Origin of the sequence: Pseudoflavonifractor sp. SW1122, assembly GCF_012027765.1 — a bacterium.
GTDB classification, from domain to species: Bacteria; Bacillota; Clostridia; order Oscillospirales; family Oscillospiraceae; genus Enterenecus; species Enterenecus faecium.
In genome coordinates, this window is sequence record NZ_SJOS01000010.1 from 1 (window position 1) to 26170 (window position 26170).

General features: G+C 61.8%; 18 protein-coding genes, 2 tRNA genes and 1 riboswitch. Of the genes, 1 reads left to right on the forward strand and 19 read right to left on the reverse strand.

What is annotated here, in order from left to right; genetic code table 11:
• From E0L15_RS03825 to E0L15_RS03835, 3 genes are all read right to left on the reverse strand, one after another.
• Window positions 1–730, reverse strand: a 730-nt coding sequence (locus E0L15_RS03825; RefSeq protein WP_206020557.1) for a DNA translocase FtsK 4TM domain-containing protein, incomplete at its 3' end; no start/stop codon positions are given.
• A gap of 15 nt (window positions 731–745) precedes the next feature.
• Window positions 746–1588, reverse strand: a complete 843-nt coding sequence (locus E0L15_RS03830; RefSeq protein ID WP_347565971.1) for an undecaprenyl-diphosphate phosphatase — start codon at window positions 1586–1588, stop codon at window positions 746–748.
• Window positions 1589–2002: 414 nt separating this feature from the next.
• Window positions 2003–7330: a family 20 glycosylhydrolase gene (locus E0L15_RS03835; RefSeq protein WP_168124610.1), complete on the reverse strand. Its 5328-nt coding sequence runs from the start codon at window positions 7328–7330 to the stop codon at window positions 2003–2005.
• Window positions 7331–7563: 233 nt separating this feature from the next.
• On the opposite strand from E0L15_RS03835, the gene E0L15_RS03840 reads away from it, so the two are divergent.
• Window positions 7564–8052, forward strand: a complete 489-nt coding sequence (locus E0L15_RS03840; protein WP_168124611.1) for a DUF3592 domain-containing protein — start codon at window positions 7564–7566, stop codon at window positions 8050–8052.
• Between the two features lie 36 nt (window positions 8053–8088).
• On the opposite strand, the gene E0L15_RS03845 is transcribed toward E0L15_RS03840, so the two are convergent.
• The 16 genes from E0L15_RS03845 to hprK form a co-directional block, all read right to left on the reverse strand.
• A complete protein-coding gene (locus tag E0L15_RS03845; RefSeq protein WP_168124612.1) occupies window positions 8089–8784 on the reverse strand; it encodes an ATP-dependent Clp protease proteolytic subunit in 696 nt (231 codons plus the stop codon).
• A gap of 133 nt (window positions 8785–8917) precedes the next feature.
• Window positions 8918–10321, reverse strand: a complete 1404-nt coding sequence (locus tag E0L15_RS03850; protein ID WP_168124613.1) for an aminopeptidase — start codon at window positions 10319–10321, stop codon at window positions 8918–8920.
• A 20-nt stretch (window positions 10322–10341) separates the two neighbouring features.
• Window positions 10342–10947, reverse strand: a complete 606-nt coding sequence (coaE, locus tag E0L15_RS03855) for a dephospho-CoA kinase (protein WP_168124614.1) — start codon at window positions 10945–10947, stop codon at window positions 10342–10344.
• Entirely contained in the window at window positions 10944–12221 is a 1278-nt protein-coding gene (locus tag E0L15_RS03860) for an L-threonylcarbamoyladenylate synthase (protein WP_168124615.1), read from the reverse strand. The genes coaE and E0L15_RS03860 overlap by 4 nt, the downstream gene beginning before the upstream one ends.
• A gap of 4 nt (window positions 12222–12225) precedes the next feature.
• Window positions 12226–13287 (reverse strand): peptide chain release factor 1, encoded by a 1062-nt coding sequence (prfA, locus tag E0L15_RS03865; protein ID WP_168124616.1) that lies wholly within the window; start codon window positions 13285–13287, stop codon window positions 12226–12228.
• A 4-nt stretch (window positions 13288–13291) separates the two neighbouring features.
• Entirely contained in the window at window positions 13292–15199 is a 1908-nt protein-coding gene (abc-f, locus tag E0L15_RS03870) for a ribosomal protection-like ABC-F family protein (protein ID WP_168124617.1), read from the reverse strand.
• A 36-nt stretch (window positions 15200–15235) separates the two neighbouring features.
• Window positions 15236–16630: a UDP-N-acetylmuramoyl-tripeptide--D-alanyl-D-alanine ligase gene (gene murF / locus E0L15_RS03875; protein ID WP_168124618.1), complete on the reverse strand. Its 1395-nt coding sequence runs from the start codon at window positions 16628–16630 to the stop codon at window positions 15236–15238.
• Between the two features lie 23 nt (window positions 16631–16653).
• Window positions 16654–17700 (reverse strand): D-alanine--D-alanine ligase, encoded by a 1047-nt coding sequence (locus tag E0L15_RS03880; RefSeq protein ID WP_168124619.1) that lies wholly within the window; start codon window positions 17698–17700, stop codon window positions 16654–16656.
• A gap of 210 nt (window positions 17701–17910) precedes the next feature.
• Window positions 17911–17984: transfer RNA gene (locus E0L15_RS03885), tRNA-Gln, on the reverse strand.
• 149 nt (window positions 17985–18133) lie between these two features.
• On the reverse strand, window positions 18134–19042 hold the full coding sequence (locus tag E0L15_RS03890) for a cell wall hydrolase (RefSeq protein ID WP_158096578.1): 909 nt from the start codon (window positions 19040–19042) through the stop codon (window positions 18134–18136).
• 408 nt (window positions 19043–19450) lie between these two features.
• Window positions 19451–19542: transfer RNA gene (locus E0L15_RS03895), tRNA-Ser, on the reverse strand.
• Window positions 19543–19619: 77 nt separating this feature from the next.
• The gene (locus tag E0L15_RS03900; protein WP_168124620.1) at window positions 19620–20984 is read right to left on the reverse strand and encodes a sodium:alanine symporter family protein; all 1365 of its coding nucleotides are present in this window, start codon (window positions 20982–20984) and stop codon (window positions 19620–19622) included.
• A 60-nt stretch (window positions 20985–21044) separates the two neighbouring features.
• On the reverse strand, window positions 21045–21569 hold the full coding sequence (locus E0L15_RS03905) for a folate family ECF transporter S component (RefSeq protein WP_087369685.1): 525 nt from the start codon (window positions 21567–21569) through the stop codon (window positions 21045–21047).
• Window positions 21566–22864 carry a folylpolyglutamate synthase/dihydrofolate synthase family protein gene (locus E0L15_RS03910; RefSeq protein ID WP_168124621.1) on the reverse strand — a complete coding sequence of 433 codons (1299 nt, stop codon included), beginning with the start codon at window positions 22862–22864 and terminating at the stop codon, window positions 21566–21568. The genes E0L15_RS03905 and E0L15_RS03910 overlap by 4 nt, the downstream gene beginning before the upstream one ends.
• A gap of 74 nt (window positions 22865–22938) precedes the next feature.
• A riboswitch (THF riboswitch) is annotated at window positions 22939–23075 on the reverse strand.
• 86 nt (window positions 23076–23161) lie between these two features.
• Entirely contained in the window at window positions 23162–24991 is a 1830-nt protein-coding gene (gene glmS / locus E0L15_RS03915) for a glutamine--fructose-6-phosphate transaminase (isomerizing) (protein WP_168124622.1), read from the reverse strand.
• Window positions 24992–25062: 71 nt separating this feature from the next.
• Entirely contained in the window at window positions 25063–26010 is a 948-nt protein-coding gene (gene hprK, locus E0L15_RS03920; RefSeq protein WP_168124623.1) for an HPr(Ser) kinase/phosphatase, read from the reverse strand.
• Window positions 26011–26170 lie beyond the last annotated feature (160 nt).

The window sequence follows — 26170 nt, forward strand, 5'->3', positions numbered from 1 at the left end:
CGTCGGCAGCGTCAGATGCGTACAACAGACAGCCATAGGTCTGAGGCTCTTCCGCTTCCTCCTCTTCCCACCGGGCTTGCCGGGCCTCTTCCCGCTCCTCCATCCAGCCCCGCATGTCCTGGTAGAACTCCACCGGGGTGCGGTTGAAGGAGAAGAGCAAGGTGAGCAGAGTCACCACCAGGAGCACCACCATAGCTCCCACCGTACTGAAGGCGTAGCGGAAGGAGATGGCCAGGATGCCACCCAGCACACCGCCGGAGTTGCTGCGCAGACCAGCCATCCACAGCTGGCCCATGAGATTCATCCCCCATGTAAAGCGGTTGCCGCTGAGCATGAGGTGGAGTATAGCCCCGGCCAGCACCGGCAGCAGCAGTGCACAGGTCAGGCGCAGCCGCACCGGTCGGCGGCGGTGAAAGATCAAGATGTAGGCGCACAGCACCAAAACGGGCGGCGCCAGGTAGTAGCCGTAGCCACACAGGCCCCGGAGCAAGTCGCAAAACAGGTCGATGAATGCGGCCTTGACACCAAAGTAGCCAAAAGAGCCAAAGAAGGCCAACACCAGGCATACCACGCCGCCAATCTCTCGGTGGTAGGAAGGAGCGGCAGGGGCCGCCTTCTTTCTGGGCTTGGCGGTGGAGGTCGTCTTCTTTTTGGTACTTTTGGGAGCGGCAGACTTGCTCTGGGTCCGTTTCCCGCCGCTTTTGGTGGTTTTCTTTTGCGTTGAAGCCATAGCTTCCTCCTCACATTAGAGTACGATAAAACCGGCAACCAGGGAAACTACGCCCACGATCCAGCAGTAGTATGCAAAATTGCCGAACTTGCCCTTGCTGGCCAGCAGGCGCACCAGCTGGATGGAGAAATACCCCACCACGCCGGCCACCACCATGCCCGCCAGATAGTTGGGCAGCAAACTGGTGTCCACACCTTCGCCCACGGCTTTGACCACCTTGAGCAAGGTAGCGCCCAGCACCGCAGGCAGGGACAGCAGGAAGGAATAGCGCACGGCAAACTTCCGGTCAAAGCCCAGAAGCATACCGGCGGAAATGGTGCTGCCGGAACGGGAGATGCCGGGGATGGTGGCCACCCCCTGGGCAATGCCCACCAACAGAGCATCCTTCACGGTGGCGGTGCGGGCGTTCTTACGTCCGCCGCCCATGCGGTCCGAGAAAAACAGAATAAAGCCGGTGAGAATGAGCATCACAGACACCGCAGCGGGATAGTTGCCCAGCTGCTCCACCACCCCCTCCAAGGGCAGGACCACAAACAGAGGCAGAGTGCCCACGATGACCATCAACACCAGGCGGCGGGCCGTGGGGGGCCGGGACTCCCGGCTGCCGTGGCCGGAAAACAGAGAGGCGAAGCCGCGGAAGAACTCCACCACCATCTCCACAATGTCCTTCCAGTATACCACGCACACAGCGAGAAGCGTGGCAAAATGCAGCAGGATGTTAAAGAGGTTATCCACCTCTTTCATCTCAAAGAAGTGCTGCAACAGGGTCAAATGCCCGGAACTGGAGATGGGCAGAAATTCCGCCACGCCCTGGACAAAGCCCATAAACATTGACATGAGCAAGGACAAGATTATCACCTCATTTTTCTTGATTGCCCAGGACTGAAATCCGGTGCATCATAGTATATTACCACATCCCATAGTCAAATTCCAGCGTTTTTCTCCCTACCATCGGAAATCTTGTCAAAATATCTCATATCCATGCAAAAGGCCAGATGATATTGCATCGTCAAAAAGCCCTCGGCAGAGTTTTCCCGCCTAAGGGCGGGAAAATAAATCAAAATCTGTTTTTCCCGGGGACATGCGCATCGGGAAAAACACTTCTCAGCCCGCAAGTGTGGAATCGGGTCGCCCTTTGACCCGATTCTGCATGCAGCGGGCTGCAATTTCTCTCAAAAATGCTGGCATTTTTGAGAAGCGTGTCGAACTAGTTCGACACGCGAAATACCCCGGACCGGGAGAACCCGGTCCGGGGTATTTGGTGCAAAGAGATCAGCGGACTCGCTTGCGGGCCGCCGCAACAACAGCCAGGCAAGCAGCACAGACCAAGAGGGTCAGAACGGGCACCATCACCCAGTTCCCATCTCCGGTCTGAGGCACACTCTCCGGCTTCTGGGTGGCATCCGGCTTGTCCGTGGTTTCGGGCTTGTCGGTGGCGTTGGGGGTCTCACCGCTCTCGGTGGTCAGGCCACGGATGGCGGTGTCCAGCTGGGCCACAGCGGCGTCCACCGTCTTCTGGTCGTCCTCGGTGAGGCTGTCATCCGCCATCACCGCCTGCGCCGTGGCCAGAGCGGTGCGGAAGGTGGCCACGCTCTCGGCGGTGTAGCCGGACAGGTCCAAGCTCTCAGCCTTGCCGATGAGGTCTTCCAGGATGGACTTGTTAGCCTTGAAACGCTGGGCCAGGATGGCATTGAGCAACACCTGAGCGGCGGGCTGCACGTCCTCCTCCATGGCGTCGCCGTCGGCCATCACGTCCTTGGCAGCCGCCAGGGCGTCCACCAACTCCTGCCAGTGGTCGGCCACATATTTGTCAGCGTTGGCAGTCATGTCCTCCGCCTTGGCGATCAGCTGCTCCAGCATGGCCTTGTCGCCCTGGGTGAGGCCCAGGCCCCAGATACCCTCCAGCAGGGCGTCCCAAGCGGCGTTGACATCCTCCTGAGAGGCGTTTTCATCCGCCAGAACCACCTTGGCATTGGCCAGTGCCTGTTCAAAAGCAGCCTTGGCAGTGTCGGTGACACCCTCGGTGGAGAGCGTCATGGCGTAGTCATAGGTCTTTTGCAGCAGGGTCTTGTCCACCTGGCTGGGCTCGGGGGTGGGCTCCGGCGTAGGCTCGGGAGTGGGAGTAGGTGCAGGCTCCACAGGCAGATTCTCCATGGCCTCGGTGAGGGCTGCGGCGCTGTTCTCCACCTCGCTGCGAGTAGCCAAGGGGCTGCCTTGGAGGGCACGGGCCAGCACCACGGCCTCAAACAGCGCCTGCTCCTCCTGGGTGCCCTGGGATGTAAAGGTCAGACCCTTTTCGGCCACGATCTCCTCGGCCTTATCCAGCAGCGCCTGGAGCTCTGCCTTGTCCACCTGCTCGTAGACCAGCATCTCCTGGAGCTTGTACACGCCGCTGGACTGGTTGCCCTGCATCTTCACAAAGCGGGCCTCCACCGCCTGGTCCAGCTTCACGGTCTGGCGGGCGGCGGTGTTGCCGGAGACCACCTTGGCCTCGGTCCAGGTCTCCCCGTCCAGAGAGGTCATGATCTTGATGTCACGGCCCACGCCGTCGGCTCTCCACTGGAGGTCCACCTGGGAGATGGTGCGCACCTGGCCCAGGTCCACGGTGAGGGAGCTGTCCCCGTGGTCGCCCTGCCAGTAGGAGTAGATCTCCGAAGAGGCATCGTCGTCGCTGGTGAAGGTCTCGCCGTCCACCGCCTTCATGGCGATGCGGGTGCGCTGTACCCCGTTGTCCTGGCCGGAGGCGTCGCTGCTCTGGTAGGAGTCGCCACCAGCGTAGGCGTTCTGGGCCACGTTCACCAGGCCGTCATCGGTCCCTGCCACCTCCTGGGCAGACAGGGCCTTGTTGTACACCTTCAGGTTGGCCATCTGGCCGTGGAAGTCCTGGCCAATCTTCTCCAGGGGCAGCAGCACCGAGGAGTAGAGGGTGGACACCGCATTGGGGGTCACACCGTCCTGGTCCTGCTTCTGGGACAGGAAGGTCACCAGCTGGCCGTTGACATAGAGCCGGGTGGCCTGGAAGGTGCCCACGATGGTGATGTTCACGGCGGTGCCGTCGGTGGGCACCTGGTAGCCGAAGTCACGGGTGAAGTAGTTCACATCGGCACTCAGGTTGCCGTTGTGTCCTGCCACCTGGATGCGGCCGTCATAGCCGGAGAACAGGGAGGATTCGGCGGTGTTTGCCTCACCGTCCTGGGCGGAGAGCTTCAAATCAAAGGAGACGGTGTAGGGGTAGGACAGGGTCTTCAACGGGGTCTCCAGGAGGGTGGAGCCGTCGAAGGTGAGCCAGCCGTCCTCCACAGCGCCGCCGGTGAGGGTGGCATCATAGCCGTTGCCGCTGGCGTCATACACCTTATCTCCGTCCTTGGAGACATTCTGGAAGTTGTAGTCCAGCACCAGGGAGCTGGCGCTGTCCACCTCCATGGCGATCTGGGTGCCGGGGCCCTCGGCCAGACGGGCGGCACGCAGCTCGTACTCAGGGAAGGTATCCTCCTGGTCGGTGCCGCCCCAGGTCTTTTCGCTGAGGATGGACACGGTGCGCAGCACCCGCTGGTGGATGTCCTGCTCGGTCATGCCCTCCTGGCTCTGGTCGCCCCAGACCACGCCCTTGGCGCCCACCAGGTTGGGCTCACCCACCAGGGGATTGTTGCCGCCGAACATGGTGGGGTTCCAGTCGTAGAACAGGTACTCGGCGTTGGGCACGTCTCGGTTGGTGCGGCCGGGGTTGGCGTACAGGAAGGCGTCCCGGCAGTTGATGACCTGATACCCTTCGGCCACACGCTGGGCGGCCTGGTCATAGGCGGTGCTCCAGATGTCCAGCTGGTAGTCCTCCGCCAGCTCCTGGGCGGTCTTGCCCAGGGCGGTCTGAGCGGTGGCAAAGCTGCCGGTGCTGGCGCCCCACATGCGGATTTTGGTGTCCTCACCCAGGTTGTTCTGGATGGTCTGGCGCATGGTGTCGGCAAACTTGGCAAAGGCATCGTTGGTGGCCTGGTTGTGCACCCAGTACTCATCGGCGCCGATGTGCACCACGTCCGCGTTCACCACCGGGTCCTCCCCACGGGTGTACTCGTCCCACAGGGTGGAGGCAAAGCGCAGGGCCCGTTGGCTGTTGGGGCCGGTCAAGTCCAGCAGCTCCAGCTGCTGGCCCAGGCTGGTGGTGCTGGGGGCCAGCATGGTGCCCCCGGCCAGCCACTCAATGTTGTCCGGGTTCTCAGCGGCGTACTTGTTGTACAGCAGGGAGTGACCGGGCATGTCCAGCTCGGTGAGCACATACATGCCCATGTCCTCGCACATCTGGGTCAGCGCCCGCCACTGGTCCTTGGTGTAGGTGGGGTTGCCCTGATAGTCCTCGTTGTTGTTGTAGTAGTCGGAGTTGATGAGATCGGCAGGAATGCCTGCATGCTTGGTCTCCGAGGTAAGGCTGGGGAACTCCTCGCTCTCCAGGCGGTGGAAGCCGGAGTGGGTCTCAAAGGAGGAGGAGCTGATGTTGGCGTTGTCGTTGTCATTGACATGCAGGTGGAACTCGTTCATCTTGTACCACAGCATGATCTTGGCGTAGTCCTGGAGCAGCTCATAGCGGTAGGGGGTACGGGCCACGTCCAGCATGATGCCCCGCACCTCATAGGCGGGATAGTCCCGCATGATGCCCTGGGGAATGGACACATGGTCCTGGGCCTGCCACAGAATCTGCTCGGCGGTAATGGTGCCATACAGGCAACCAGTATAGGTGGGGGCATAGATGTGCAGCCCCTGCTCATTGGTCACCATCAGGTAGCCCTCCTCCCCCAGGTCATAGGCGGCGGGGTCGGTGAGGGACTCCAAATAGATGTCGTGGGGCCCGGTGGGGGCGGTGCCCGTCTCCACCGTCAGGGTGAGGCCGGAGATCTCCTCCACATCGGTCACCAGGTTCTGGGCCACCTTGTCCAGGCCCACATTGGCCTTGTCGTTGAGGATGACCTTGGAGTCGGCGGTGAGGGTAAAGCTGCCCTCATAGCCGTACCACTCCTGGACGGTGGGAATGACCTCTGGCTTGGGGTTGGGGTCGGTCACCGTGGGGAACCACTCAGCGGGATAGTTGGAGGAGTGGTCGGGCACGGTGACGGTGACATTCTTCTGGGCATAGCTGGTCTCGTCTCCCCGGTCGGTAAGGCGCAGCAGCAGCGTCACGTCCCGAGCGCCAATGTTCCACGAGCTGATGGTGCCGTCATTGGCCACCACGTTCTCCAGTTCGCTGCCCCGCACCACCAGGTCCGCCCCGGAGATGGTGGGCAAAGTGATCTGGGTATCTCCCAGGCTGGGATTGGACACAGTGACTTTATTCAGTTCTCCATCCACGTCCACAGGGGGGTGAACGTCGGGATTGGTGCCCATGAGCGCAACCTCGGCAATGTTCACATTGTTGCCGCCGGGGGCCTGGGCGTTGGTCTTGTGGATGTACAGCCGCACATACCGACCCAGCTGGGTCTGACCCAGAGCGGGCTGGGACGTGGTGGTGATGGTGTCGGTATAGCTGGCAGGGTCTGCGATGTTCTGCCCCTCTCCGTTGACCAGAGTGGAATTAGCCGAAGCTCGGCTGACATAGGCCACCCGCTGCCAGGAATCGGCATCCTCCGGGGTGTCGGTGGTCTGGAGCTCATATTCCATGGCCCACACCTTGTTGCTGGCATAGGTGATCTTCACGGTCTGAAGCTTCGAGCCGGTGGCTCCCAGGTCCATCTGGAGCCACTGAGGGGTCTGGAGCTCCTGGTCCTTGGAGTTGTCGGTGACCTTGAAGTCCTTCAGGTCCGGGGAGTTCCACTGGGTGGTCTTGGAGCCGTCCACCGCATTGGATGCGGAGGTCCCCTCCACGGCCCCGCTGGCCGTCACCGGGCGGTTGAGGGCCAGATTCCAGGGCTCCTCGGTGGGTTCTTCCGCCTCTTTGGCATACACCTGAATCTCCCGCAGGCACACGTTGTTGCCGGGAGCGGCGGTGTTCACCTTTTCCACATAGAAGCGCACATACCGCTCCACTGAGGCCCCCTCTGCCAGGGCGGGGGTGGTGTCCGAGGTGATGGTGTCGGTGTTGGCCGCGGAGGCGGGGGTGGTGTTCCCCGTCTCGTCGGCGATGTTCTGGCCGCTGCCGTTTTTCACCGCTCCGTCAAAGGGGGAGCGCTCCACCCGCACCAGGGTGGTCCAGGCGTCCTCTGTCCCGTTGTCCGAAGAGGTCTGAATCTCGTACACCATGGGCCACACCTTCATGTTGTACCACAGCTGAACCCCCGCCACCTCCACGGGCTGGGTCACGCTCTCCCCCAGGTCTACGGTGAGCCACTGGGGGGTCTGGGCATCGGTGGGGGTCGCACCGCTGGTCTTCATCTCGTCCGAGGCCCACTGATAGGTCTCCTGGGTGATGCCGTCCACGGCATAGTGGGCGGTGGACGCCCCCGAGGACACAAACACCGGACTGTCCGGGGTAATCATGGCGGTACCCTCTACGGCACGGGCCGCCGCCTTGGTATCTCCACCTGTGTCTGCCGCAATGGCCTGCAGGGGCAGACTGCTGGCCAGGAAGAGGGCGGACAGCGCCAGGCTGAGCACCTGTTTTTTCTTCATTACCTTCATTTCCTTTCCTCCCTTGTCAAATTTCGCTTCCACTTGTCTGTTTTAGTTTAGCACATTTTACAATAAACGCAAGGTTTTCTTTTCGTTCTCTGTCATTTTGCGGTGGATGTTTCATCCACATACATACAACTTCGGATTTCATTGACACAGGCCCCCAGGTCGGGTATCATTACAGGAAAGGACATGGGACGGTGTGTCGCCCTTGTCCCTGATACTTTTTGGGGTGAATCAACATGAAACAAAAGAAAACACACAACCAGCCGCAGGCGAAGTCTTCGGGCTTTCTCTTCAACTTCATCCTGTTTCTGGGCTTCGTATTTGCGGTCAGCGCCGTTGGCATCTTCATCTCCGGCTATTCCAACTTCCAGACCCAGTGGGACCAGACCGAGTGGACGGTTGCCACTGCCCAGGTGGTGGAGGTCACCGACTCCCAGGTGAATGGTACCACGGTGTATGAGGTGGAGTACCAATACGAGGCAGGAGACACCACCTACACCGGCACCGCTCAGCGCTCCAGCGACGATCTCAAGGCTGGGGATTCCCTGACCATCAAATACAATCCCGACAGCCCCGATGCCTCCACGGCCAATCTGGCCGTGGACATGGCCTTTATCATTCAGGCCAGCATATCCGCCGTGCTGGCGGTGATCTTCCTCTATGGTCCCTCCCTCTACAAAAAGAAAAAGGAGGGCGGCCCCGTTCGCCGTCTTCCCCTGCGCTAAATGAACATCCCGCTCTGGATAACCAGAGCGGGATGTTCACTTCTTACGATATTTCTTCATGCGCTTGCGCAGGCAGGCCATGGCATCGGACAGGCCACCCAGGTGGTCAATGAGCCCCAGCTCCACTGCCTGCTGGCCGTAGACGATGCTGCCCATGTCGGCGGCCATCTCCTGGGTGTTGAGCATCAGCTTCTCCAGTCGCTCCCGGGTGATGGAGCTGTTGTGGGTGACAAAGTCCAAAATCCGCTCCTGCACCCGCTGGAAGTAGTGGAAGGTCTGGCTGACTCCGATGACCATCCCATTGAGCCGCACGGGGTGGATGGTCATAGCCCCGGAGGGCACGATGAAGGACTCCTTGGCGGACACCGCCAAAGGCACCCCGATGGAGTGGCCGCCCCCCAGCACCAGAGACACCGTGGGCTTAGACATCCCGGCGATCATCTCCGCAATGGCCAGCCCCGCCTCGATGTCGCCCCCCATGGTGTTGAGCAGGATCAGCAGTCCGTCCACCTCGTCGCTCTCCTCCACCGCTGTGAGCAGGGGCAGCACGTGCTCATACTTGGTGGTCTTGGCCCCCTCCGGGGCCTCTTGATGGCCCTCGATCTGGCCGATGATGGTGAGGGTCTGAATGGTCCCGCACCCGGTCTTCACCGTGGAAGCCCCCAGCTCGGTGAGCTGTTGCTGCTGTTCCTCCACAGGCTGTGTTCCCCCGCTGTTATCCTCTTTTTTCATGCAAAAGCACCCCCTTCCCGGATAGTATTTCCAGGAAGGGGGTGCTTTATCCTATGTACGGCCAAAAAGCCTCGCAGAGTTCGCACCCGCAGGTGCGAAATATCAGAATCCGTTTTCCCTTTGAACGGAACTCTTAGCCCTCGTACAGAGCCCGGCAGGCTGCGTAGGTCATGTAGCAGTCCAGCTTGGACACGGTCTCAAAGGGAGAGTGCATGGACAGCACGGGCACGCCGGCGTCCAGGGTGTCGATGTTGCGGTTGGCCATATAGCAGGCCACGGTGCCGCCGCCGCCCTGGTCGGTCTTGCCCAGCTCGGCCATCTGCCACAGAACCCCACGGTCGTCCAGCAGGCGGCGGATATAGCCCACAGCCTCGGCACCAGCATCGGAGCAGCCGCCCTTGCCGCGGGCACCGGTGTACTTGCTCAGACCCACGCCGTAGTTGACGAAGGCGGAGTTGTTGCGCTCATAGACCTCAGCAAAGTTGGGATCGAAGGCGGCGGTGACGTCGGAGGACAGGCAGAAGGACTTCTCATAGCAGGCCCGCAGAGGCACGTTCTGGCTGTCGCACAGGTCCTCCATGAAGGTATCAAAGAAGGCGGACTGCATGCCGGACACGCCCTCGGAGCCGATCTCCTCCTTGTCAGCCAGCACGCACACGGCGGTACGGCAGGGAGTTCCCTCCAGGTCCAGCATGGCCTTCAGGCCAGCATAGGCGCACACCCGGTCGTCGTGGCCGTAAGCGCCCAGCAGGGTGCGGTCAAAGCCGATGTCGGTGGCGTTGAAGGCGGGGACCGCCTCGATCTCGGCGGAGATGAAGTCGGCCTCGGTGATGCCGTACTTCTCGTTGAGAATCTGCATGACCGCCAGCTTCACCCGGCCGTCGCCCTCGTCGTCCTTCAGGGGGCGGCTGCCCACCACCAGGTTCAGGCTCTCAGCAGGAATGGCCTCGCCCAGGGGCTTCTTGGACTGGTCCGCGCCCAGGTGGGGCAGCAGGTCGTTGATGGTGAACTGGGGATCGCCGGGATTGCCGCCCACGGCCACATTCACCACAGAGCCGTCCTTGAGCACCACCACGCCCCGCAGCTCCAGGGGGATGGTCACCCACTGGTACTTGCGGATGCCGCCATAGTAGTGGGTCTTGAGGAAGGCGATCTCGCTGTCCTCATAGAGGGGGGTGGGCTTCAGGTCCAGACGAGGGGCGTCGATGTGGGCAGCCACGATGGACACGCCCTGGTCCAGGGGGGCAGAGCCGATGACAGCCAGGTTGATGCCGCGGCCCCGGTTGACCCGGTAGACCTTCATGCCGGGGACCAGCTCCATACCCCGCTCCAGGGGCACAAAACCGGCAGCCTCAATGAGCTCCACGGTGTAGTCCACACAGGTGCGCTCGGTCTTGCCCTTATCCAGGTAGACCTTGTAGCCCTCGCAGTAATCAAAAATGGCGTGCTCGGTGGCCTCGTCCACCTTGTCCCAGCCGTTCTTCTTCTGGTTGAGCAGCTGCTCCCGGAGCAGCTTTCCCTTGTTGTTCTCTTCCATGGGTATAACCTCCTATATGTTTATCTGTGCAATATATGGGCAAACAACGCCGTGGCCTGCTGTTCCAGCTGCCCCGGGTCGTCTCCGTCGTTGTGTAAGGTGTACTGACAGTGGGTCTCGAAAAACTCCGCTGGCTTCTGAGCCTCCACCCGCTTGCGGGCATAGACCTCATCGATGCCGTCCCGGGCCATGATGCGCCCGATGCGGGTCTCCGCCTTGGCCACCACCGCCACGGTGATGTGGCAAATGTCCGCCACTCCGCTCTCAATGAGGGCTATGGCATCCACCACCGCCACCTGCTTTCCCTCCGCCTGGGCCTGGTCCAAACGGCGCTGGATTTCCAGCTGGATATAGCGGTGGGTGATGGCGTTCAAATCCTCCAGGGCCTGGGCGTCCCCAAACACCCTGGCCCCCAACTGCTTTCGAAGCAGCACACCCTGGTCATCGTAGATGTCCGGGCCAAACCGCTCTTGCAGCGCCTGGCGCATGGGCTGACTGGACACGGTGAGGTCATGGTAGATGGCGTCGGCGTCCAACACCGCCGCCCCCATGCCCTCCAGCACGTGGAGCACGGTGGTCTTGCCCGCCCCTGTGGGGCCGGTGAGGCCAATGATGGTGAAGCTCATCCCTCCACCTCACATCCCAGGGCCTGCTCAATGGCCTCGCGGCTCAGGCCGCCCTGGCGGAGGATGCGGAAGGGTTTTACGGTCAGGTTCACAATGGTAGACTCCACCCCCACCGAGCAGGGGCCGCCGTCCAGCACCGCCCCAATGCGGCCGTCCAGCTGCTCCAGCACCTGCTGGGCGTTCTTGGGGCTGGGGTGGCCGGAGATATTGGCGGAGGGACAGGCCAGAGGATGGCCCAGAGCCCGGATGACCCCCAGGGTGTCCGGGTGGTCGGGGCAGCGCACCCCCTGGGTGGTGCCCCCGGCAGGAACGATGGAGGGCAGGGTGCCCTTGCCCCACAAAATCATGGTCAGAGGGCCCGGCCAGAAGGCCTTGGCCAGGGTGTAAGCCTCAGTGGGAATGTCCCGGCACACCCCTTCCACCATGTCCATGCCGTCCACCAGCACGTTCAGGGGCTTCTCCTCCGGGCGGCCCTTGGCCTCGTAGTTGGCCCGCACCGATTCCTCGATGTAGGCGTCCGAGGCCAGTCCGTACACCGTCTCGGTGGGCACCGCCACCAGCTCCCCCACTGCCAACAGCTGGGCAGCCTTGGCTACCTCGTGGGGGGCCAGGGTCTGGGTCTCAGGACGGCCCAACACCAGGGAGAGCAGCTGTCCGGGCCGCTCCACCAAGTGGTGGGCCCCCTCCTGCTCCAGCTCGGAGCGGCTGCGGAAGCCCCACAGCACCCCACAGGTGTCCAGCGAGCCGTTTTTCCCGGTACGGATGTCCACGTTGCTGTCCCCCACAAAGAGGGTGGTGTCCGGCTTGGCTCCCATCTGCTCCATGAGGGCATAGAGCAAGGTGGGGTCGGGCTTGGTGGGCTGATCGGGCAGGGCCCCCTGGATGTGGGTGAACACCCCAGGGTAGTACCGCTCCATCACCGCCCCAGCCAAAGAGTGGGCCTTGTTGGTGAGCACGCCGATGCCCACCCCCGCCTGCTTTAAGGCGTCCAGAACCTGGGCCATCCCCCAATAGGGGGCGGTGAGGTCCTCTTTGTGGGCCCCGTAGTAGTCCATAAACTGGGCCAGAGCTTCCTCCAACTCCTCCTGGGACGTGCCTTGAGGGGCAAACCGCTCCACCAGCTTGGGGATGCCGTTGCCCACCTTGGTCTTGTAGGCCTCCACCGTGTGGGTGGGCCAGCCCCGCTGGGTGCACACCCAGTTTCCGGCGTTGGCCAGGTCGTCAATGGTGTTGAGGAGGGTTCCGTCTAAGTCAAAAATCACATGGGTATACATTTCTCTAGCCCTCTCCTTGTTTCAGCCGCTGGGCCCGGTCGGCGGTGATGAGCCCGTCAATGATCTCGTCCAGATCTCCGTCCATGACAGCGTCCAATTTGTATATGGTCAGCCCGATGCGGTGCTCGGTGAGCCGCCCCTGGGGGAAGTTGTAGGTGCGGATGCGCTCGTTGCGCATACCCGAGCCCACCTGGCTGCGCCGCTGGTCTCCGTATTCCTCCGAAATGCGCTGCTGCTCCTGGTCGTAGAGCATGGAGGCCAAAATACGCATGGCCTTCTCCCGGTTCTGGAACTGGCTGCGCTCCTGCTGGCACTCCACCACCGTGCCCGTGGGCTTGTGGATGAGGCGCACCGCCGAAGAGGTCTTGTTCACGTGCTGACCACCGGCACCAGAGGCCCGGTAGACCTGCATTTCCACATCGGCGGGATTAAGCTGCACGTCCACCTGCTCCATCTCGGGCAGCACCGCCACGGTGGCGGTGGAGGTGTGCACTCGGCCGCCGGATTCCGTCTCCGGCACCCGCTGCACCCGGTGCACCCCACTCTCAAATTTCAGCCGGGAGTAGGCCCCGTCCCCGGAAATGGTCAGAGAGATGTCCTTGACGCCCCCCAATTCGGTCTCGCTGACGCTGTTGACCTCCACCTTCCACCCCCGCTTCTCTGCGTACATGGTGTACATGCGGGTGAGGGAGTGGGCAAAGAGGGCGGACTCTTCCCCGCCCACCCCGGCCCGAATCTCCACAATGACATTTTTGTCATCGTTGGGGTCCCGGGGCAGCAGCAGCTCCCGGATGAGCTGCTCCAGACGCTCCAGTTCCTCACGGGCCTTTGCCATTTCCTCCTGGGCCAGGTCCTTAAAGTCCGGGTCTGAGAGCAGCTCCTCCGCTCCCCGAAGGTCCTCCCCTGCCTTACACCAGCTGCGGTAGGCGGTGACCAGGGGCTCCAGCTCCCGCTGCTCCTTGTTGAGCCGGGACACCAGGTCCGGGTCTTCATAGGTCTCGTTGGCAGCCAGACGGGCCTCAATTTCCCCGTACCGCTGCTCAATGCCTCTGAGTTTGTCCGTCATGTTCTCACCCCTTGGCCTCTTCCAGCTGGGCAGCCAGGTTCTCCCACTGGGTATACAGGTGGGCCAGTTCGTCCTCCAGGCGGCTGCGCTCCTCGTAGAGCTCCTGGGCCTTGAGGTAGTCGCTGGCGGCGGCCTCCAGCTCGCCCGTGAGCTCGTCCAGGCGGACTTCCGCCTTTTCCACCGCCCGCTCGGCACTCCGCACCTGCTTTTCCAGCTCCTTGGTGCCGCCGGAACGGCGGGGCCTCTCCTCCGCCTTGGGCTTTTCCGGCTGCACCTGGGCCTTGGCGGCGTTTTTCAGCTGGGTCTGCCGCTCCCGCCAGGCCCGGAACTCCCCGTAGGTGCCCCGGAAGTCCTGAATCTTGCCGTCTTCCAGCATCCACACACGGGTGGCAAACTTCTCGATAAAATAGCGGTCGTGGGAGACAAAGAGCAGGTTGCCCCCGTACTCCGCCACCGCCTCCTCCATCCACTCCCGGGAGTCGATATCCAGGTGGTTGGTGGGCTCGTCCAGCACCAGGAGGTTGATTTTGCTGTCCATGAGCATGCACAGCCGCAGCCGGGACTGCTCACCGCCGGACAGGGTGGACACGGATTTGAACACGTCGTCCCCCCGGAACCGGAAGGAGGCCAGACGGTCCCGGGCCTCCTGGGTGGTGCAGTTCTGGGCATAGAGCATGGTGTCCACCAAGTTGCGCTCCGGGTGATCAAAGTGGATGATCTGGGGCAGGTATCCCACCCGGATGGAGGGGCCCAGGTAAATGCTGCCCTGGTCCGGGTCCTCCTCCTCCATGAGGATTTTCAGGAAGGTGGACTTTCCGGTGCCGTTGTCCCCCAACAGGGCGATGCGCTCGCCCCCCGCCACTTCCAGATTCAAATCCGAGAAGAGGGTGCGGTCCCCGAAGTGCTTGGACAGCCCGGTGACCACCATGGCCTCGTCCCCGTGGAACTCCCGCTCCCCAAACCGGGTGGTCATCTTCTTCTCTCGGGTGGGCTTGGCGGTGGTGTTCATGCGCTCAATGCGCCGCTCCATGTTGATGGCCCGCTTGTACTGCTTGTCGTTGCCCTGGAAGGCCCACAGGCGCATCTGCTGGGCGGCCTGCTCCAGCTGGGCGATCTTGGCCTGCTCCTTCTCATACTGGCGCAGCCGCTCCTGGTACCGCCGCTCCTTCTCCTCCACGTAGAAGGTGTAGTTGCCGGAGTACAACTCCGCCTTGCCGTCCTGGAGCTCCACCACCCGGCGCACCACCTTGTCCAGGAACCATCGGTCGTGGGAGATGGCCAGGACGGTGCCGGGGAAGTGCTCCAGATACTCCTCCAGCCATTCGGTGGCGTTGAGGTCCAAGTGGTTGGTGGGCTCGTCCAGCAGGAGGATATCCGTATCCTCCAAGATGAGACGGGCCAGGTTGATGCGGGTCTTTTCGCCGCCGGACAGGGCGGAAAAGAGCCGTCCTCTCATATCCTGGTCAATGGCCAGGCCGTTGCACACCTTGTTGAGCTGGGTCTTGGTGTGGTAGCCTCCCCCCGCCTCAAAGGCGGCGGTGAGCTTGTCGTAGCGTTCCATGACGCTCTGGGTGGGGTGGTCCCCCATCTTCATCCCCAGCTCGGCCAGCTCCCGCTCGATGTTGTGCAGGCGTTCAAAGGCGGTGTCCAGCACGTCCTCCACGGTGTACCCCTCGGGGTAGACGGGAATCTGGGAGATGAGGCCCACCCGCTTGCCGGGGGCAATGGTAACAGTGCCCTCGTCCGCCTCCACCTCGCCGGTGATAATGCGGAAGATGGTGGTCTTGCCGGCGCCGTTGCGGCCCAGCAGGCCCACCCGCTCCCCGGTATCCACCTGGAGGGAAAACCCGTCCAGGATTTTTCTGCCCACTTCAAATTCTTTGACCAGGCCGGTCAACTGTATATCAATCATTCCGTTCTCCTCGTCCACCGGCCTCTAACCCAGTCGTTACTTCTGGGTCTGGGCCGTCAGATAGTCTACAATCTTCTCAAATGCCATGGACCGGGAGGCCTTGACCAAAATGGTCACCCCCGCCCGGATTTCCCGGCTCAGCGCCTCCTTGGCCTCCTCCAGGTCATGGAAATAGGAGACCTGCTCCTGGCTCATGCCCGCCTGGACGGCTCCCTGGGCCATGTACTTGGCCAGGTCGCCAATGGCGATGAGCCGCTCCACTCCGGCCTGGGCGAAGTAGCCGCCCACCGCCTGGTGGAACATGGCGCTATTGGCACCCAGCTCCTTCATGTCTCCCACCACGGCCACACGGCGGCGGTCCTTGGCGTCGCCCAGCACGGCGGCAGCCGCCCGCATGGACTGGGGATTGGCGTTGTAGGCGTCGTTCAAAATCACCACGTCCCCAGGGCAGTTGACCACATTCATCCGCATCTTGGTGGGGAGGAAAGCCCGGATGCCCCGGGTGATCTCGTCGGCCTCCATGCCGAACAGCTCGCCCACCGCGGTAGCCATGAGGGTGGGGTAGATCATGTGGGTGCCCAGGGCAGGGATATCCGCCTGGAACTTGCTGTGGGGGGTCTTCACCTGGCAGGAGATGTGGCTGGCTCCGTCGCTGTCAATGTCAAAAGCGGTGTAGTCCAGCCCCTCCCCGCTGCCCACCATGTAGGTGGTCTGGGGCAGCTTGCCCTTGAGGGTGGAAAGCATGGGGTCGTCCCCGTTGAGAATGGCGGTGCCATCCGCCTTGAGATGGTTGAAGATTTCGCACTTGGCGGCAAAGATGGCCTCCCGGCTGCCCAGGTTCTCAATGTGGGAGTCCCCCACATTGGTGATGAGGGCCACATCCGGCTCCACCAGCTCACTGAGGTAGTCGATCTCCCCGGCGTGGTCCATGCCCATCTCCAACACACAGATCTGGTGGGTGTGGTCCAGGCGCAGCAGGGTGAGAGGCAGGCCGATGTCATTGTTGAAGTTGCCCTCGGTTTTCAGCACCTTGTACTTGGCCCCCAGCACCGCCGCCACCATGTCCTTGGTGGTGGTCTTGCCCACCGAGCCGGTCACCGCCACAAAGGGGATGTGGAACATCTCCTTATAGTACCGGGCCAGGTCCCGCAGGGCCCGCTGGGTGGAACGCACCTTGATGTAGAACTTCCCCGGCAGGTAGCTCTCCCGCTCCCGGGCGGTGATGCATCCCACCGCCCCCTGCTCCAGGGCGCTGTTGATGAAGGAGTGGCCGTCAAACCGCTCCCCCTCCAGAGGAAGGAACAGGCAGCCCTGGGGGACACTGCGGCTGTCGGTACACACCTCGGTGACCGTCTGATTCAGGTCGGCCTCCCCGCCGATGAGGGTGCCGCCCACTGCCTGGAGTAGCTGCGCCAATGTCAAAGCTTCCATCTCTTCTTCTCCTTTACTGGTCCTCAGTGTCCCGCCTTGCGGGCCTGCAAGGATGCCTCAATGATGCGCTCGCACAAGGTGCCGTAGTCGATGCCCACCACAGCCGCCTCCTGGGGCAGCAGGCTGGTGGGAGTCATGCCAGGCAGGGTGTTGATCTCCAAGAACCAGGGGGTGCCGTCCTCGGTGACAATGAAGTCCGCCCGGGAGTACACCGCCAGGCCCACCCCGTGGAACACCTTCAAAGCGGCCTCGGCCAGCCGCTGCTCCCACTGCTGGGGAATCTGGGCGGGACAGATCTCGTCGGCCGCCCCAGGCTGGTACTTGTTCTCATAGTCATAGAATCCCTCTTTGGGGATGATCTCAATGGAGGGCAGCGCCTTTCCTTCCAGGATACCCACCTGGATTTCCCGGCCCTGCACGTACTGCTCCACCACACAGCGGCCGCCCAGCTCCAGCCCCTCTTCCAGAGCAGCCTGCAGCTCCTCCTTGGTGCGGGGGATGGACACGCCGATGGAGGAGCCGTAGTCCACGGGCTTGACCACGCAGGGCACTTCCAGACGTTCCACCAGGCCGGGGATGTCCACTGCGGTGTAGTCCACCAGCTCCCAGCTGGGGGTCTGCACCCCCAGAGGGGCCACGATGCGCTTGGTCAGGTCCTTATCCATGGCGATGGCGGAGCCCAGGTAGTTGGACCCGGTATAGGGGATGCCCATAAGGTCCAGGGCGGCCTGCACCCGGCCGTCCTCGCCGCAAGCCCCGTGGAGGGCCAGGAACACCACGTCCGCCTGAGCGCACAGCTCCAACACCCCAGGTCCAAACTGGCTGGCGCCCCCGTCGGTGCGAGATGCCTTCACCTGCTCCAGGTCGGGGGCCACCCGGCCCACCCGGGTCAGCTCCTCATCCAGAGGTGCGTCAAACAGGGTCTCCACCGGGGCGTGGGTGCCCAGGAACATATCCACAAAGGCCACCTGGTGCCCCCGCTGGCGCAGGGCGGTGCACACCTTGCAGCCGCTGGACAGCGAGACATTCCGCTCCGGGCTCAGTCCGCCCGCCAATACCACAATCTTCATGACCATTCTCCTTTATCGGTGGAATCACTCCATGGAACATTCGGTCCCTACAAAGCATTCACTCTTCTCTTCATAGGTATGACTCCCAGGCCTCGTTTATCCCGGGGATACCCACATTAGCAAATTATTATATCACTTTGCCCCGGTCCAGGCAAGAGGTGGGTTTTCCTGAGAAAAAGAAAAACGGACATGACCTTGGTCATGTCCGTTTGGCAGCGGATGAAGGATTCGAACCCTCACGAACAGAGTCAGAGTCTGGTGTGCTACCATTACACTAATCCGCTATGTTTGTTCGTTTGTCTTGTGCTTTGTTTTGCGCCGCTCGCTTGAGCCTTGCTTAGTATAGCACGTATACGAAAAATGTCAACCCCCTTTTTTCGATTTTTTGAAAAAAATTTTGTGCCCCCCAAATTGGGGGGGCACAGGACACTCGTTAGGCATAGAAGGAGTGGCCGCCAATGGTAGCCACATAGGCACGGTTCCGGGAGGCGTAGCAGTCCAGGCCTGCCCGGTTGAAGAACAGAGCGTTATCCAGCACCACCGCTCCGTCCAGCACCAGCTTGGCAGCCACCACGCTCTCCCAGTTGGGGTCGCGGTGAATGGAGCCGCTGGAGGCAGGGCTAAACTGATTCTTCTGGAAAATCACGCCCTCCACCGTGTTGGGGAACTTGTAGCTGGCCACGCGGTTCATCACCACGTTGCCCACTGCGATCTTCCCCGCCATAGGTTGATTGCCGCTCTCCGAATAGATGATGTGGGAGAGCCAATAGAGATCATTGCTGTTGTAATAGGCACTGCCAGGGGTGATATAGCCCTGGCCCTCCTGGGTGTACAGGCGGATGTACCCGGTGGCATCGTCCCGAACCAGCTTCAGGTTCAGAATCTCAGCCAGGGTATCCACGGGAATCGCCAGATCCCCGTTCAGGTTCACCACACCCTGGTCCAGATAGAGATAGCGGTCGTTGGCCACCACATAACAGGCGCCGTCGTACACCGACATCTGCAGAGTCTCCTGGGTCGCCGGGTCGGTGGCGGACACGGACACACCGCCGTCCACCTGCTCCACCACAGCCTGGGGCTGGGCGGCGGCCAGGAAAGATTTCACGGTTACGTAACACTCTCCCCCGATCATCTCACGCCCCACGTTCAACAGTGCGACGGAGTCAAGATACAGGCCAATGCCCTGGGGGTGCTGGATGTTCTCTGCGGCCTGCCGGGCCACGATCGCCTCGGCAGAAACCACGGCCATCAGTTCATCTGCGCTGCCCAACTGCTCGACGACAGCGGGCTCAGAAACTTGAGGCTGAACTGCTTTACTGGGCTGGATCAATGTGCATGCCATGAGTGTCGCCAGCATTGCGCTGGTCACCTTCACATTCATTCAATCGCTCCTTGTTTCAATTTGTTGTCAAATTGTAACCGTATTGTAACCCATTTTAAACCACTTTGCAACCCTTTTGCTCCGTCATTTTGACTAAACATCTCGCCCCTTTCAGACAACATACACACAGTTCATCTAAATTTTGACCATATTTTCCCGTTTTTGTGCGTTTTGCACACAAAAATATAGAGAACGATTTTCCGGGTCAGGACCCGCTCCAGGCTGGTCTCTGAGCCACAAAACGAAACGGTGGAAGCGGCCACAAAAAGCTGCATCCACCTGGGGCATCGTTCCGTTCCATCCCAGTGACCTTTGAGGTAGTCCGTGTCGGAAAAAAGGAAAACCCCGAACGTAAAACGTTCGGGGTTTTGGCGGAGTGGGAGGGATTCGAACCCTCGGACGGTTTTTGGCCGTCACACGATTTCCAATCGTGCTCGTTATGACCTCTTCGATACCACTCCGTGTGGCCTCTGTCGGGTCAACGAAGGTCATTATACCAGATTCTCCGCCAATGTCAACACCTTTTTTCAAATTCTTTTTATTTTTTCTTCAGCCACTGGTTTAGGGTGCGCAGCACCACTGGAGACAGCAGCAACAGGGTGGCCAGATTGGGGATGGCCAACAGGCCGTTACACAGGTCCACCAGCTCCCACACCGCCGCCAAGTCTCCCACAGCCCCCGCCACCACGCACAGGGGAAACACCACATGGTACACCCCCAACACCAGGGGCGACTTGGTGAGGGTCTCCACTCCCCGACGCCCGTAGTAGCCCGCCCCCACCAGGGAGGTAAAGGCAAAGAGGGTCAGGCTCACCGTCACCATCCACTCCCCTGCCTTTCCCCACAGGGAGGCAAAGGCGGAGGCGGCCAGGTTGCTGCCCAGCATTTCCCGGGGAATCTCCCCGGCCGCAATCATGTCCTGGGCCGCCACGGGGTCGTAGACCCCAGAGGTGAGAATGACAAGTGCCGTGACCGTGCAGATGACCAGGGTGGCAAAGAACACCTCAAAGATGCCCCACATGCCCTGTTTTCCCGGGTGCTCCACCTGGGCGCAGGCGTGGGCCATGGCGGACATGCCCACCCCCGCCTCGTTGCTAAACACCCCCCGGGCCACACCGTAACGCAGGGCAAGGCCTATGGAGTAGCCCCCCACCACTGCCTTGGGGGCAAAGGCATAGGTGACAATCTGCTCCATCACCAGGGGGAGCTTCTGGGCGTTGACGGCAATCACCCCTACCCCGCCGCCGATGAAGATCACCGCCATCACCGGCACCAGCAGCTGGCTGAGCCGGGACACCCGGCGGATGCCCCCCATGAGCACCACCGACACCACCACTGCCAGCACCACTCCTACCACTTTCGGGGAAAGCCCCACGGACCGCTCCAGCGCGGTGGCGATGGAATTGGCCTGGGCCAGGTTGCCCCCCACCAGAGTCTCCGCCACGCACAGCAGAGCGTACACACAGCCCAGCCACCGCAGTTTCAGTCCCAGTTGGATGTAGGTCATGGGCCCGCCCCGCCACTGGCCCTTCTCATCCTTTTCCCGGTATTGAATGGCCAGGATTTTCTCTGCACATCCGGTCATCATCCCCAGCAGGGCGGACATCCACATCCAGAACACTGTCCCCGGACCGCCGAAGAAGATGGCCGCCGCCACCCCTGCCACCGAGCCGGTGCCGATGGTGGCCGCCAAGGCCGTGGACAGAGCTTGCAGCTGGGTGACGCCCCCCTGCTCCTCCTTTTGCCGTTGAAACAGTGCCCCCACCGTGTGCTTCCACCACACCGGCAGGCCGAAGATCTGGAAGAACCCTGTGCGCAGAGAGTAGTACAGCCCCACCGCCAGAAAGCCCACCAACAGCGGGCCGCCCCAGAGCACGCCGCTGATTTGGGATAAAAAAGCCATGTCCACACACCTCCTATCCAAGAAGGTATGCGGACATGGTATCCATTATGAAATGAGAGGTTACGCCACGCCCCGTCTGTGGGACAGGTCGGCGTACCGCTCCACCGGGCGCTGCATGAGTCGGATGATGATAAACTGTACCGGAGCCATCACCGCAGCCTGCACCACACGGGCGCCCGCCACGGCCCAGTAGGGGTTATCCGTGAGCATGTGTCCCCACAGGGCCGCCAGGAAAATTCCAATGACCACGTGGTTGAACACCAGGGCCAGGGCCAGCTGCCACCACTTTCTCCGTCCCTCTTTCAGGGCCATGCCCAGAGCCACACCGTGGAGGGCATTATTTAAGGTGTAGCCGGGAAAATAGGGCCCGATGGGAAAGAGGATGGCGCCCAGCAGGTCCGCTAAGGCTCCCATGACGCCGCCCCAGACCGGGCCAAACAGGGCGCCGCAAACCGCCAGAGGCACAAAGGCAAAGCTAAACTTGGTGATAGGGGTGGCGATGGAGAAGAAGCGGGACAGCACCACCTCCATGGCCAGCAAAACGGCCACTTGGGCCAAGATCAGAACCGAAAACTTTTTATTCATGACAAATCTCCCTTTTTCGACAATACACAGGTGCGAATCTCTCCCACAGAGTACAGAGAGCCCAGGGCGCACACCAGCCCGTCCGCGACCGCCAGTTCCATGGCTCGCTCCACCCCCTGGGAGATGGAGGCGGCGGCATAGGCGGTGGTTCCATAGGCAGACAGCTCTCGGGCCAGCGTCTCTGCGTCCAGAGCCCGGGGGCTGGGGGGCGTGATGGTGACAAAGGCCTGAGCCAACGGGGCCACCAGCTCACACAGCCCCGCCCGGTCCTTGTCCTCCAGCACCCCCATGAGGAGCACCGGGGCTTTTCCCGGGAAATAGCGCTTGAGGTTGTCCGCCACCGTGGCGGCGCACTGGGGGTTGTGTCCCCCGTCCACCACAAACCAGGGGTTACGGGACAGAACTTCAAATCGACCGGGCCAGCGCACCCGCTCCAGCCCCTGGGCCAGAGCCTGGGGCGAGACGGGATACTTGGCGGAAATGGCCTCCAGAGTTGCGAGCACCACAGCGCCGTTGTGGCGCTGGTTGTCCCCCAGCAGAGGGACAAAGAGGGACTGCCCCTTCCAGCTCCACCACTGCCCCTCCGGGCTCTCCCGGTCCAGGACCACGTCCTGGGCGCGGGCAATGGTGAGGGAGGCCCCGTGGGCCTGACAGACCTCACGCACCACCTGGGTGACGCTCTCCTTCTGCTCATAGAGGATGACGGGGCAACCATCTTTGATAACCGCCGCCTTCTCGGCGGCAATGGCCTCCACGGTATTGCCCAGCTGGGCGGTGTGGTCCAGGCCGATGTTGGTGATGACCACCGCCTGGGGGGCGGGGATGGCGTTGGTGGAGTCCAGGCGGCCACCCATGCCGGCCTCCAGCACCACGATGTCACAGTCCCGACGGCGGAAGAACTCCAGGGCCACACAGGTGACCAGCTCAAACTCGGTGGGGTGCTCCTCCATCTGGTCGGCCAGCCCTCCCACCCAGGACGTGATGGCGGCCAGCTCGTCTCCGGTGATCTCCGCCCCGTTCACCGTCATCCGCTCTTCAAAGTGGTGGATGTAGGGGGAGGTGTACAGGCCCGTGGTGTAGCCAGCGGCGGTGAGCACCGAGGCCAGCATGGCCGCCGTGGAGCCCTTGCCGTTGGTGCCCACAATGTGAATGAACTGGAGCTTCTGCTCCGGGTTACCCATGGCAGCCAGCAGCTGCCGGGTGCGAGAAAGGCCGGGGCGGCTGCCCAGCCAGGAAAAGGAGTGGATATACTCCACTGCCTGTGCCCCTGTGGTCAGGGGCGGGTGTTTGTCCATAAAAATACCTCCTTTGCATCGGCAGCCCGGAAACGGGAACGCCGCACAAAGGAGGGACAATGGCTCCGCTATGCGGCAGCGGGATGCGGTGGGCACACTGCAAGCCTGGGGGGATTTCCCCTCGTGCTATTCGTCCGGCGGACAACTCCCCGTCCCGCCGGCACTGTCTCCCCCATCAAGGGAAGCATAACACGTGCGCACCTACTCTGCCTGTTTGACTGTCAGTGTACTCCTCTGCCCCGAAAATTGCAAGACAAATTTTCACCCCCGGCCATAAGGCCGAGGGTGAACGGAGTTTTATTCCACGGTAACCGACTTGGCCAGATTTCTGGGTTTGTCGATATCACAGCCCCGGTGCAGGGCCACATAGTAGGCAAACAGCTGGAGGGGCACCACGCCCAGGGAGGGCAGCAGCATGGGGTGGGTGTCGGGGATGAGCATCATGCCGTTGGCCACTTCCTCCATCCGCTGGGCATGGCTGGCGGTGGTGAGGGCCAGCACGTCCGCTCCACGGCTCTTCACCTCCACCACATTGCTCAACGCTTTGTCAAAGAGGGCCCCGTAGGTGCCCACCGCCACCACCAGGGTGCCGTCCTCAATCAGGGAGATGGTGCCGTGCTTCAGCTCTCCGGCGGCGTAGGCCTCGGAGTGGATGTAGGAGATCTCCTTGAGCTTCAGCGACCCCTCCAGGCCCAGGGCATAGTCCACGTTGCGCCCCATGAAGAAGATGGACTCGTGGTTGAAGTACCGGGAGGCCAGATACTGGATCTGGCTTTTCTGGGCCAGCACCTCCTCCATCTGGGCGGAGAGCAGGAGCATCTGGCCCAAAATGTCCCGGTACTCCTCCGTCTCAATGGTGCCCAGTCGCCGGGCAAAGTACAGCCCCAACAGGTTGAGCACCGCCAGCTGGGTACTATACGCCTTGGTGGTGGCCACGGCGATCTCCGGCCCGGCCCAGGTGTACAGCACCACATCAGACTCCCGGGCGATGGAGGAGCCCACCACATTGACGATGGCCAGCACCTTGGCCCCCAGACGTTTGGCCTCCCGCAGAGCGGCCATGGTGTCCAGGGTCTCGCCGGACTGGCTGATGACCACCACCAGGGTGTGCTCATCCACAATGGGCTCCATGTATCGGAACTCGGAGGCCAGGGCCACCTCCACGGGCTTGCGCAGCAGCCGCTCCAGGTGGTACTTGCCCACCATGCCCACATGGTAGGAGGAGCCGCAGGCCACAATGTACAGCTTTTGGAGGTCTCGGATCTCCTCATCGGTGAGGGCGAAGTCCTCCAGGTACACCTCCCCGTCCTGAATGCGGGGGAAGATGGTGCGGCGCAGCGCCTCGGGCTGCTCCATGATCTCCTTGGCCATGAAGTGCTCGTAGCCGCCCTTTTCGGCGGCGTCCACCTCCCAGTCCACCCGGGCGACCTCCTTGGTGATGGGCTGGAGCAGGCTGTTATAGCACTGGATGCCCTGGGCGGTGAGCACCGCCACCTCCCCGTCCTCCATATAGATGACGTCCCGGGTGTGGCGGAGAATGGCGGTGACGTCAGAGGCCAGGAAGTTGGACTCCTCCCCCAGCCCCAAAATCAGGGGGCTGTCCTTGCGCACGGCGATGAGCTGGTCGGGCTGGTCGCAGCACAGGATGCCCAGGGCATAGGCGCCCTCAATGCGGTGGAGCACCCGGCCCACCGCCGCCAGCAGATCCCCCTCATAGAAGTATTCCACCAGCTGGGCCACCACCTCGCTGTCCGTCTCGGAGACAAAGGGCACCCCCTTGGCCTGGAGGAAGCTTTTGAGCTGGGCATAGTTTTCGATGATGCCGTTGTGCACCACCGCAATCTTGCCGCTGTGGCTGACATGGGGGTGGGAGTTGGTGTCCGAGGGCGCCCCGTGGGTGGCCCAACGGGTGTGACCGATGCCGATGGTGCCCGGAATGGCACGTCCGCCCTGGATCATGTCCGAGAGTACCTGCAAACGTCCCTTGGACTTGGCCACCCGCACCTGTCCGTCATGGTATACCGCCACTCCGGCGGAGTCATACCCTCGGTATTCCAGGCGGGACAGGCCGTCCAACAAAATGGGCGCCGCCTGCTCCCTCCCCACATATCCTACAATTCCACACATATCGCTTCCTCCTTATATAAATTCCTGAAAAGCAGACACAACGCCCGGAAAGGCGTTGTGTCCAGGTGTCCTCATCGGTCCGAAGAGAGCTGACCATCAATGTGGGCATCAATCTGGCGGGTGAACTCCAGCGCCGCATTGTGGCCCATCTTCTTATTACGGTTGTTCATGGCCGCCACCTCCAGGATGACCGCCAGATTCCGTCCCGGCTTGACGGGAATGGTGAGGGTTGGCAGCTGCACACCCATCATCTCGGTGAAGAACTCGTCGGCACCCAGGCGGTCATACATGGCCCCGTCCTGCCAGTTCTCCAGCTTCACCAGCATGTCGATGTTGGTCTCGAACTTGACGGCGGACATACCGAACAGGCGACGCACATCCACCACGCCGATGCCTCGCAGCTCCATATAGTGGCGGATGAGCTCGGGGGCGGTGCCCACCAGGCGGTTGTTGAAGCCCCGGCGAATCTCCACCGCATCGTCGGCAATGAGGCGGTGGCCCCGCTTGATAAGCTCAATGGCGGTCTCACTCTTGCCCACGCCGGACTCGCCCATGAGCAGCACGCCCTCGCCGTACACCTCCACCAGCACGCCGTGGCGGGTGATGGTGGGAGACAGCGCCACCCGCAGGTAGGCGATGAGAGTGCTCATGAAATCCGCCGTATTCTCCTTGGTGCGCAGCAGAACCTGGTCGTACTTCTTGGCCGACTCCATGCACTCCGGGTACGGCTCCAGGCCCCGGGCGATGATCACCGCCGGGGTGTGATAGGAAAACAGCTGGTCAAAGCGCTCCATGCGCTCCTCTGCCGTGCGCTCCTGCAAGTAAGACCACTCCACCAGGCCCAGCAGCTGCATACGCTCCCGGTCAAAGTAGTCGAAATAACCCGTCATCTGGAGGCCGGGACGGTTCACGTCCTGGATGGAGATTTGGCGGTCCCGGTAGCCCTCCGGGCCGTACAGCACCTCAAGATGAAACTGGTCAATGATGGTGCCCAAACGAATGGTAGGCCCTTTTCCCATGATTTCACGCCCTTTCCTCGCGTTTTGTTCCTTTATTTTACCACAAAGCCCCAACGAAAAAAATACTTCTTTTTGAAAAATGCCCCTTGATTTTCTCTTAAGTTTCTGGTAAGATATCGTAGTTATCGTATGAATGTAATTCCAACCAGCGAGGAGGTTT

Bases quoted from the DNA above. Each gene is read 5' to 3' on its own strand.
- E0L15_RS03880 (WP_168124619.1), bottom strand. From the start codon at position 17,700: ATGAAGATTGTGGTATTGGCGGGCGGACTGAGCCCGGAGCGGAATGTC.
- E0L15_RS03845 (WP_168124612.1), bottom strand. From the start codon at position 8,784: ATGAAAAAAGAGGATAACAGCGGGGGAACACAGCCTGTGGAGGAACAG.
- E0L15_RS03850 (WP_168124613.1), bottom strand. From the start codon at position 10,321: ATGGAAGAGAACAACAAGGGAAAGCTGCTCCGGGAGCAGCTGCTCAAC.
- E0L15_RS03840 (WP_168124611.1), top strand. From the start codon at position 7,564: ATGAAACAAAAGAAAACACACAACCAGCCGCAGGCGAAGTCTTCGGGC.
- E0L15_RS03860 (WP_168124615.1), bottom strand. From the start codon at position 12,221: ATGTATACCCATGTGATTTTTGACTTAGACGGAACCCTCCTCAACACC.
- coaE (WP_168124614.1), bottom strand. From the start codon at position 10,947: ATGAGCTTCACCATCATTGGCCTCACCGGCCCCACAGGGGCGGGCAAG.
- hprK (WP_168124623.1), bottom strand. From the start codon at position 26,010: ATGGGAAAAGGGCCTACCATTCGTTTGGGCACCATCATTGACCAGTTT.
- glmS (WP_168124622.1), bottom strand. From the start codon at position 24,991: ATGTGTGGAATTGTAGGATATGTGGGGAGGGAGCAGGCGGCGCCCATT.
- E0L15_RS03910 (WP_168124621.1), bottom strand. From the start codon at position 22,864: ATGGACAAACACCCGCCCCTGACCACAGGGGCACAGGCAGTGGAGTAT.
- E0L15_RS03905 (WP_087369685.1), bottom strand. From the start codon at position 21,569: ATGAATAAAAAGTTTTCGGTTCTGATCTTGGCCCAAGTGGCCGTTTTG.
- E0L15_RS03900 (WP_168124620.1), bottom strand. From the start codon at position 20,984: ATGGCTTTTTTATCCCAAATCAGCGGCGTGCTCTGGGGCGGCCCGCTG.
- prfA (WP_168124616.1), bottom strand. From the start codon at position 13,287: ATGACGGACAAACTCAGAGGCATTGAGCAGCGGTACGGGGAAATTGAG.
- abc-f (WP_168124617.1), bottom strand. From the start codon at position 15,199: ATGATTGATATACAGTTGACCGGCCTGGTCAAAGAATTTGAAGTGGGC.
- E0L15_RS03835 (WP_168124610.1), bottom strand. From the start codon at position 7,330: ATGAAGGTAATGAAGAAAAAACAGGTGCTCAGCCTGGCGCTGTCCGCC.
- murF (WP_168124618.1), bottom strand. From the start codon at position 16,630: ATGGAAGCTTTGACATTGGCGCAGCTACTCCAGGCAGTGGGCGGCACC.
- E0L15_RS03890 (WP_158096578.1), bottom strand. From the start codon at position 19,042: ATGGCATGCACATTGATCCAGCCCAGTAAAGCAGTTCAGCCTCAAGTT.